The sequence below is a fragment of the Microcoleus sp. D2_18a_D3 genome, from assembly GCF_036702455.1.
GTDB lineage: Bacteria > Cyanobacteriota > Cyanobacteriia > Cyanobacteriales > Microcoleaceae > Microcoleus.
Map to the genome: position 1 here is coordinate 1 of NZ_JAUBTK010000140.1, position 9,487 is coordinate 9,487.

Genomic DNA, 9,487 nt, shown 5'->3' on the forward strand with positions numbered 1-9,487 from the left:
TAAGTTATTAATACATTACTTGAAGTTTGACGATATTCCCATTCCTGGGGCATTCATACCTTGATTCAGCAACGCCTATGAAGGCGGCGGTTGAAACCTTTTGACCTCAAACTATACACATAAAGTCTGCCGCAGTCCGGTGTCAGGGTTCGGGGTGAGGATGTTGGAATTGGCTGGTTTTAGTGTGTTTTGACTTTCAACAGGCTTAATTTTTGTTAATTAACCGCAGAGGACGCAGAGGACACAGAGAAAGAAAGGAAGAGTTTAATCAAGCTTTCAATCCTTTATAGGGATTTAGGGGTTTTCCTGCCAATAAATTTAATATCTCTGTACTTTAACGGTGGCCACAACCGCGCAGCCATCCAAAATTCCTTTTACGCCCCAGATTCGATAAAACCCATCAACCAATTAGCCATCGTCGCCCTGCGAGTCTGTCTCGGCCCGAATTCCCCAATTTTATAGCCTTTAAAGCCCAATTTTTCCTTCAGCAACTGCTTGTTTTCTGGGGGGGTCGATCGAGTCAATTTCACCGTCGCCGGCCTAGAATCGATAAAATCCGGCGGTTCCGGGTACTCTTGCCGCCACTCGGCTGCAACACCTGCACTGTTCCACTTGCCAGTCTCGGCATCCCAGCGGTAGCCCAGATACAGCCAAACTAATCGGTTGACGGCAGCATCGTCGATTTCTTCGTTGAGAATAGCCCAAATAGTTTCGTTATTCAGCGGTGGTAATTCAGACATAAGCGCGATCGAATCGGAAACAAAAAAAGTTTAACTCACATTAGGTACTAATCTCAGGAACGGGCTCTCCGGCCCGTTCCACAAAAAATCATAGGAATTTGTTTGTGGGGAGTAGGGGTTGGGCACGCGAACCCGCCCAAAATGCCACCCCCAAAAAAATTAATTATTCAAAATTCCGTCTTTCTGGGCCATCGACAGCATTAAGTCAATCACGCGGCTAGAATAACCCCACTCGTTGTCGTACCAGGAAACAACTTTGAAAAACTTAGAATTCAGTTCAATTCCCGCACCTGCATCGAAAATGCTCGATCGCGCGTCGCCCTGAAAATCTGTCGAAACCACTGCATCCTCAGTATATCCAAGAATGCCTTTGAGTTCGCCCTCCGAACCTTTTTTCATTGCCTCGCAAATTTCTTTATAGCTAGTTTCCTTCGCCGTTTTGAAAGTAAGGTCAACTACAGACACGTCGGGAGTTGGCACCCGCAAAGCCATTCCAGTCAATTTTCCTTTCAATTCTGGCAACACCAAAGTAACAGCTTTCGCTGCACCGGTCGAAGATGGAATAATATTTTGAGCCGCACCGCGTCCTCCCCGCCAATCTTTTTGGCTGGGGCCGTCTACAGTTGGTTGAGTAGCTGTCATTGCGTGAACTGTCGTCATTAAACCTTCTTCCAAACCGAAGTTATCGTTGATTACTTTGGCAATTGGTGCTAAACAATTCGTCGTACAGCTAGCATTAGAAACAACCGTATCTTTTGTCGGGTCAAATTTGTGGTGGTTGACGCCTACTAGAAAAGTTGCCACTTTTTCCGGGTCTTTTGTCGGTGCTGAAAGTATTACTCGTTTGGCTCCCGCCGTCAAGTGTTTTGAGGCGCCTTCAAAATCTGTAAACAATCCGGTAGATTCTACAACATAATCGGCGCTGGTTTTACCCCAAGGCAATTCTGCCGGATTTCTAATCGATGTGCAGGGGATAAATAGTCCGTCAACGACAATCCCGTCTGGTTTGCTTTCAACTTCGCCTTTGTAAATGCCGTGGGTGGAGTCGTATTTGAAAAGATAAGCCAGGTTCTCTGGCGAAACTAAGTCGTTAATGCCGACAAATTGGATGTTGGGGTTTTTGATGCCGGCGCGCATGACTAGCCGTCCGATGCGACCAAATCCGTTGATGCCAACTTTTAATGCAGCCATGTTTAAACTCCTATTGAAAATCTCGTTAGTCGATCGGGCGTTAGCGAAGCCCGCCACTACGGGGGCTACGCCAACGAAAAGGATCGCCTGTTGTGGCTTAGAATTTACCACGCTTACGGATTTTTGCAACTGATTCTTTTCTATCTCTTAAGAATTCTGAATTCGGCCCCGGCTGGGAAGGGCAATTAATCCTGAAAAGACCGCTGACTAATGGCTAATGGCTGATTTTTGTCAACTTGTAAAAGTGCTATAATAGACAGAAAATATTTTCAAAATTGCATTTTTTAAATCAGCCTAAAGTAATAATAAAAAACTTATCCAAAAGGAGAAACGGATTAGCATTCTCACCAGTGACGATTGTCGGAACCAAAGCCTAGGATTAAAGTCGCAGATACGCGCAAGGACACAGCACTGCCGTGTCCATACACCTATGGCGTACAATCTATAGCAATCCTTGCAGGAGTCGTAAATTTTTTACCCCACCCCAACCCTCCCCGAACTCGCGGGGAGGGAGTAAGAAATTCACAAATGATGCGAGGATTGCTATATGTGTAGCTCAAATTTTCCGAAGCGGTATAATCACTAATCACTAATCACTAATGACTAATGACTAATGACTAATGACTAATAACTAATGACTACCCGACGCACCTAGTAATTAGCAATTCCACCGCATCTGAAATAAAACACGACCCACCAAATTTATTGAGCACGGGTCTAATGTTTTCTGCAACTGCTGAAACTTGAGCTGGTGAACAAAAAGCAAGCACATAAATGTTATCCAGCGCCGTCATTGATGAATCACGGGAAACGTGATCCCTAGTGCTTTTTCCAGCCACATCACGAATCACCGAATAACCGGGTACGCCAGCTTTGTCTAAACCGTCTAAAATCTTGCCGAGCTCCACTGAGTGGGCTATGATTTCTACTCTTTTGACTGACTCCATCATCTCACCTCCAAAACATATTGATTCCGTATAGATACAGGGGAATCCCTACAATGATATTAAATGGAAATGTCACTGCTAAGGCAGTTGAAATGTAAAGACTTGGATTCGCTTCAGGAACAGTTAGGCGCATGGCTGCTGGTACTGCTATATAAGAAGCACTCGCGCACAATACGGCAAACAGCAAAGTGTCTCCCTGTGGCATTCCGATTAATTTCGCTATTACCAAAGCAATTACGGCGTTGACTATGGGAATTAGGATTGCAAAGCCGATAAGAAAAATTCCTGCTTCTTGCAAATCTTTAATTCTGCTAGCGGCAACCAGCCCCATGTCTAGCAAGAAAAAAGTCAGAACTCCGTAAAACAAGTCTTGAGTAAACGGACTCATAACTTCCCAACCATGTTCTCCTGTCAGTATACCCATAATTAGGCTGCCAATGAGTAGAAAAACTGAACTGTTTAGGAATGCTTCTTGCAACACTTCTGGCCAAACTATTTCGCGTTTTCCTTCTTCGCCGCCGAATACACTCACCAGGATTAGCCCGACTATAATTGCAGGGGATTCCATTAATGCTAGCGCGGCTACCATGTAACCGTCAAAGTCGATCCCCTGTGCTGTGAGGAAGGAGGTTGCGGTGATAAATGTGACGGCGCTGATGGAACCGTAGGTGGCTGCGATCGCTGCGGCATTGTAAGAGTCGAGTTTGATCCTCAATATGAAAAAAGTATAAACGGGTACGAGCATTGACATCAGCATCGCTGCCACAATTGTCAGGGCAACTTGCTGGTCAATTCCGCTTTTGGACAGTTCGACGCCGCCTTTAAATCCGATCGCAAACAACAGGTACAGCGAAAACAGTTTGGGGATGGGCGCTGGAATTTCTAAATCAGATTTGAGAAAAATTGCCAGCATTCCCATGAAAAAAGCTAATATGGGCGGATTTAAGATATTTGACGCGACTAAACTCAAATCCACGATCGTTCACTCCCCTTTCTTGCGTTTTTAATATTACTTCCCCAGTAATTGTGGCACGAGAATGGATAAATAGACCGATCGAACTAATGACCCGAAAGCTCGATCGGGCTAAATACCCCCAAATACGACAAACGCCCGCGTGCACACCTTACTCGTTGTAAGGTGTGCACGCGGGCACCCGCAATCTAAGTATTTGTGTTTAACTAAGCAACACCCAAATAAGACTCTAGGGCTTCGGAACCACCGATCAACTTGCCGTCGATAAATACTTGCGGCACAGTTGTAGCCCCAGTCATAGCCCGGAGCGATCGAGTTGTGATCTCCCGGCCCAAGACGATTTCTTCATAATCCAAGCCATTTTTACTCAGCAGTGCCTTAGCCTTAGCGCAGAAGGGACAGCCCATTTTTGTAAACAGCGAAACTAGCTTCGGCTTAGCTGCTGCAGAGTTGATGTAGTTGAGCATCGTCTCGGCATCGGACACTTTGAAAGGATCGCCCGGTTCATCAGGCTCAATAAACATTTTTTCAACCACGCCATCTTTTACCAGCATCGAATAACGCCAAGACCGCTTGCCAAAGCCTAAATCTGTTTTGTCTACCAGCATTCCCATGCCTTCGGTAAATTCGCCGTTACCGTCGGGAATTAACGTCACATTGTCTGATTCTTGGTCTTTTGCCCACTCGTTCATCACAAAGGCGTCGTTGACAGAAATACAAACGATATCATCTACGCCGTTTTCCTTGAAAACTTTGGCCAATTCGTTGTAACCGGGGAGGTGCGTTGACGAACAAGTGGGAGTAAAAGCCCCAGGCAGCGAGAACACTGCTACGGTTTTGCCTGCAAATATATCATCCGTGGTGACATCGACCCACTCGTTGTCTTTGCGAGTGCGAAAGGTGACTTTGGGTACTCTTTGACCTTCTTGGTTCGTCAGCATGATTTTAAATTTTTGGGTACTTGGGTTCAATTCCTTTGCTTTTTATAGCGTACTCATAACGAGTATGACTTGTCAAGGGTAGGCGAGTTTTTTTCTCGGACTTGGGCGCGCGCGCGAGCTCAGTTAATTGTCTTTGCGACAGCTAGCAGATTTAAAACTTGCTGTTTAAGTAGGTCGGCAATTCTGTCTCCATTCCTTTGCTGCTGCTAACGGGTGAGGATTTTTTACACATTCTGTCAACATATCGATATCAATTCCCGGTAGTAATTCGCTTTGTGTGATTAATTCATAACCGCAGTTTGACACGAATTCAACCGGGATTTCTTCTCGCAAATGGTAGATAGAAAATCGGTCATTTCGCCAGAACCAAACCTCTCGCACATTCAACCTTCTATACAGTTCTAGTTTATTGATGCTGCCACTGGTAACAATCACTTCAATTACCAAATCGGGAAATTCTTTATCTGTGCCAATACAGTAAGCTTCATCCGGTTCCGTACCGCCACTTTTTTCCTCTTGTCGCAGAGTTGTAGACCCAAAAGGAAAATATTCGATTTCAGCTTCTACAAAGTAAATTTCTAGCAGATTTCCAATGCCAGTTTTGCGACTTTCATGGCGGCGAGAAGGTGACATAATTTCCAAAAGTCCATCTAAATAAGTAACTCGATATCCTGCCGCATCTCCAATCCGATTCAGCAGTGTCTCGTATTGTTCCCAGTTGGCGCTATCGGTAATGTAGCGATCTTCAGGATCTTGGCGTTGGAGTGCTTGTTCTTTAAGTAATGTATCTAGCTCGATCGTCAGCATTGGTATTACCTCCATACAAGTTGTTCTAATCTTAGCAGACGGCGGTTGAAACCGCGTCTACACAAACGATGTCTGCCTCCGCAGACTGAAGAGAACAAGCCACGTTTAATCGCCTTTTATTCAACCTGCGGAGGCAGGTTTTGTTTTTATAGACGCGGTTTCAACCGCCGTCTTATCTTATTCCCAATCAAACTGCCTCCCCAAATATTCCTCTAATTCGTGATTGTAAGGTCGGAAATAATCGCTCAACCTGTCGCGAACCGATTCATTTACTCGCTGATAAGAACCGGGATTAGCATTTTGGTACTCAGACAATTGATATTCCGGCAAATCTAAGAATTCTAAAACTTGCTTGACTGTTGTCGCTGCATCTGCATAAAAATCTTCGCTTTTCAAAATTAACAACTGTTCTTGGGGAAAGAAAGCCAGCCAGTTTTTAATAAATTCTATGTACCTACCGCGAGCTAAATAATTCCCCGGTTCCTCGCCGATGATGTATTCTGGATTTTGACTCAACCGTTCAATTTCATCGCTAATTACCCGATCGAGCGATCGCGCTTCCCAATTTAAGCCAGTCAAGCGGTAAAATTGAGAAATCGCCCGATCGACCGGATTTCGCAACAGTACAATCAGTTTAGCCTCTGGAAACGCGGTGTAGAGCCGTTCCGGTGCTTCCCGATAGTCAAAATAGCTTGGGCTTGCTTCGCCAGTGACAAATTGCTCTCCCGGAGGCATTGGCGAAAAATGAGCCAAATACCAATCAATCCCTCTGTCAAAGTGCCACGAAAAAAAATCCATCTCCTTTTTAATCGGAGTCAAAATTTGCGGGTGTTGAGCTAAATAAGTATACAGAGAAGTTGTGCCGCACCGCTGAGAACCAATAATTATAAAGTTAGGAACTTTGACTGGTTTTAAGTTCCAATTTTGTGGAATAGGCAAGATGCCTGTATCTGATTGTGGAACAGGCATCTTGCCTGTTCTCTTACTAATAATAGATGCCAAACTTTGTTTAAAACTGACAGTTCGATAAAAATCAATCGCCTCGGCAATTTTACCTTGCCTCGTCAAAGCTTCTCCCAAATTCAGATAAGGCCAAAAAGCCTCCGGTTTAGCTGCAACAACTTCGCGGTACAAGTTCTCAACTTCATCTAGCTTATTTTGCCTAACAAAAACTTCCCACAAATTGTAATAAAACCACCAAGGAAGATCGGGATTTCTTTCTATTGCTTGGAAAAAGACCGCCGCCGCTTCCTCCCAATATTTTTGGTGGCTCAGAACAGCACCTAAATTGTAATAAGACCAGCAATCATCCGGTTTTTGGGCGACAGTTGCGCGAGAAGAGGCTAATGCGCGGTCGCACTTTTCTTGCTGCTGCAACAACTCATCTAATGCCACTGACAATTCCGCACACCTCGGCATACTTGCCAAGAGCATTTTGTAAAAAAAAATTGCGCTTTTTGGGCGATCGTACTTGGCTAAATTCTCTCCTAACTGCAAATAAAACTCCCAATTTTCCGGTGTAATTTGCAATTGAAATTCTTCTAACACTAAGTTTAAATCCGACTCTGTTTGTCCGAGAGAGTATCCCAACTTCTCGTAAATTCCCGGCAAATCTCCGTCAATTTCAATAGCTTTTAAATACGTAGCGATAGCTTCATCCCACTGTTTGAGTTTAGTTAAAGCGTCGCCTAAATTGCAAAAAGACCAAGCAAAATCAGATTTGAGTGCAATCTCGCAGCGGTAAGCAGCAGCAGCTTCTTCCCATTGCCGAAGTTTCAGCAAAGCATCGCCCAAATTGTGATAAGACCAGGAAAAATCTGGATTTAACTCAACAGCGTTTTTGTAAGCAGCGACAGCTTCCTCCCATTTTTCAACTTTCAGCAAAACATCGCCCAAACTGTGATAAGACCAAGAAAAATTAGGATTTAATTCAATAGCTTTTTTGTAAGCAGCAACAGCCTCATCAAACCGACCGCTTTCTTGCAGAGAATTCCCCAGATTGTGGTAGTAATTATCCATGCAAAACTCCTGCAAGATTCATTAATTTTTCCAGCGACTTCAAATCCACCCGCATATCTTTATGTAAAGGTTTTATCGGAGTTCTATCATCAACCAAATCGCCAATTAAAGAGTAATGTTCCAAACCGCACAAATTGCTAATAGTCCAATAACAACTTGGCACATACATAGGAGAAAAAATTTCGATTACTTTAGTTCCCGGAGTGCAGAAAACTAGATTAGTCAATCCAGCTCCGTGGGGTGCTACAACTACTTTAGCAGCAGCCAGACAGGCTGCTTGTTCCGCTACCGACATCGTTTCCAGCTTGACACTGCGAAACCCAAATTTTTGTAAATAATTAACTACTTCTTCTTCGTTGACGATTCGCCGATAGGATGCTTGTTGACGGGTGATATAAATTCGCTCTGAACAGTCGGTTTTTAGTGGTATTTTAGGGTTCAAAAATGACTGTTTTAGATATTCACACTTCCATTTTGAGGTGCCAGATCCATCTTTACAAATTGACGGAACTATTAAATTATCGGCAGTTATGTGAAAGGAACAGCTACTTTCTAAAATTTTATATTGAGGAATTCCTAAAGTATTTAAAGTTTCTTTTTGATAAGTATAATCGCCGGCATTGACAACAAACTTATCTACACTATCTATTAACCCGCTCCGTTGTATATGCTCAAACCGGGTAATTACATCAAACATCCAATGAAAATAAGCTCCTCCCCAGGGAGCGGACAAAAAAGCAACACTTCCATCTATATGCTCCACAGGAGGTAATTTGTCTGAAGTTACTATTAATTCAGGAGAACCCATTGAAACATCGAGAACAAGTTTATTATCTGAAGTAATTGCCGCAGTATTAATGACATCGGCCCAAGCTCGTCCGTTTGGCAGTATGGCAACGAAAGCTTTTTTGATGTAAAATTTATTTGGGGAAAATAAGTTATTGTTATTGTCGGTAGTTTTGGAGGCGGATAAATTGATTTGGCTTGCAGGATAGAGGTCAATGCAAGAGATGTTCGGATTTGACTCGGCGGCGACTATCATATCCTCTGTAAACTGACAGTATTTTTTGAGAACACTTAACGGTAAGATTTGATGGCTGCATTTTGCCCACTCGCTCTCATCGACTTCTCCTTGTTGTTCCAGAGCATAACCTATATTATCGTAAGCTTCCAACAAATCTGGTTTAATTTGCAGTGCTTGAACTAAAGTAGTGATTGCAGGTTCCCACTGCTGTTTGGCAATTAAACTCAAACCCAATCCTTTGTAACACCAACAGGATTTTGGATCGAGATTGATGCCTTTTTCGTAAATTGCGATCGCCCTTTCTAAATCCCCTTGATTCCGCAGTGCATCACCCAACTTTTTGTACAGCCAACTCTGCTCAGATTCTAGCTCGATAGCACGACCAAAAGCAACTGCTGCTTCAGACCAATTTTCTTGTGATTCCAGAACTTCCCCCAAACAATTGTACAGCCAACAATCATCGGGATTTAATTCAATAGCTTTGCGGTAAGCAGCCGTCGCTTCTCCCCAATTTTCCAGTGCAACCAAAGCCTTACCTAATCTCTCATAAGTCCAACAAAAATCTGGATTTAGTTCAACTAACTTGCGGTAAGCAACAGCAGCTTCCTCCCACTCAGAAAGCTCCATCAGCACATCGCCTAAATTGTTGTAAGTCCAACAAAAATCGGGATTTAACTCAATAGCTTTGCGGTAAGCAGAAGCGGCTGCGTCGTATTCCTCAACCGCCTGTAAAGTTTCCCCCAAAAAGTGATAAGACCAACTAAAATTAGGGTTGAGTGCGATCGCCCGTTGGTAAGCTGCCCGAGCTTCGTCAAACAGTTCTTTCTCTTGCAGAGCTTTACCCA

At 43.7% G+C, this 9,487-nt stretch carries 8 protein-coding genes; all 8 read right to left on the reverse strand.

Features of this window, described 5'->3' with window-relative positions:
* Positions 1 to 374: 374 nt before the first annotated feature.
* On the reverse strand, positions 375 to 740 hold the full coding sequence (locus QUB06_RS32945; RefSeq protein WP_333144302.1) for a DUF1823 family protein: 366 nt from the start codon (positions 738 to 740) through the stop codon (positions 375 to 377).
* A gap of 159 nt (positions 741 to 899) precedes the next feature.
* Positions 900 to 1,931: a type I glyceraldehyde-3-phosphate dehydrogenase gene (gene gap, locus QUB06_RS32950; protein ID WP_333438844.1), complete on the reverse strand. Its 1,032-nt coding sequence runs from the start codon at positions 1,929 to 1,931 to the stop codon at positions 900 to 902.
* 638 nt (positions 1,932 to 2,569) lie between these two features.
* Positions 2,570 to 2,881: a P-II family nitrogen regulator gene (locus QUB06_RS32955; protein ID WP_223300725.1), complete on the reverse strand. Its 312-nt coding sequence runs from the start codon at positions 2,879 to 2,881 to the stop codon at positions 2,570 to 2,572.
* A gap of 1 nt (position 2,882) precedes the next feature.
* Complete coding sequence (locus QUB06_RS32960; protein WP_333284333.1) at positions 2,883 to 3,854, reverse strand: sodium-dependent bicarbonate transport family permease; 972 nt, start codon at positions 3,852 to 3,854, stop codon at positions 2,883 to 2,885.
* 203 nt (positions 3,855 to 4,057) lie between these two features.
* Positions 4,058 to 4,792: a glutathione peroxidase gene (locus QUB06_RS32965; protein WP_333438846.1), complete on the reverse strand. Its 735-nt coding sequence runs from the start codon at positions 4,790 to 4,792 to the stop codon at positions 4,058 to 4,060.
* A 165-nt stretch (positions 4,793 to 4,957) separates the two neighbouring features.
* Positions 4,958 to 5,614: a Uma2 family endonuclease gene (locus tag QUB06_RS32970; RefSeq protein ID WP_333438848.1), complete on the reverse strand. Its 657-nt coding sequence runs from the start codon at positions 5,612 to 5,614 to the stop codon at positions 4,958 to 4,960.
* A 162-nt stretch (positions 5,615 to 5,776) separates the two neighbouring features.
* Positions 5,777 to 7,618 (reverse strand): tetratricopeptide repeat protein, encoded by a 1,842-nt coding sequence (locus QUB06_RS32975; RefSeq protein ID WP_333438850.1) that lies wholly within the window; start codon positions 7,616 to 7,618, stop codon positions 5,777 to 5,779.
* On the reverse strand, positions 7,611 to 9,487 hold a 1,877-nt coding region (locus QUB06_RS32980; protein ID WP_333438851.1), incomplete at its 5' end, for a tetratricopeptide repeat protein. The genes QUB06_RS32980 and QUB06_RS32975, both read right to left, overlap by 8 nt.

Excerpts from the sequence above, each read along its gene's own strand:
- QUB06_RS32955 (WP_223300725.1), bottom strand. The coding sequence starts at position 2,881 with ATGATGGAGTCAGTCAAAAGAGTAGAAATCATAGCCCACTCAGTGGAG.
- QUB06_RS32975 (WP_333438850.1), bottom strand. The coding sequence starts at position 7,618 with ATGGATAATTACTACCACAATCTGGGGAATTCTCTGCAAGAAAGCGGT.
- QUB06_RS32965 (WP_333438846.1), bottom strand. The coding sequence starts at position 4,792 with ATGCTGACGAACCAAGAAGGTCAAAGAGTACCCAAAGTCACCTTTCGC.
- QUB06_RS32945 (WP_333144302.1), bottom strand. The coding sequence starts at position 740 with ATGTCTGAATTACCACCGCTGAATAACGAAACTATTTGGGCTATTCTC.
- QUB06_RS32970 (WP_333438848.1), bottom strand. The coding sequence starts at position 5,614 with ATGGAGGTAATACCAATGCTGACGATCGAGCTAGATACATTACTTAAA.
- gap (WP_333438844.1), bottom strand. The coding sequence starts at position 1,931 with ATGGCTGCATTAAAAGTTGGCATCAACGGATTTGGTCGCATCGGACGG.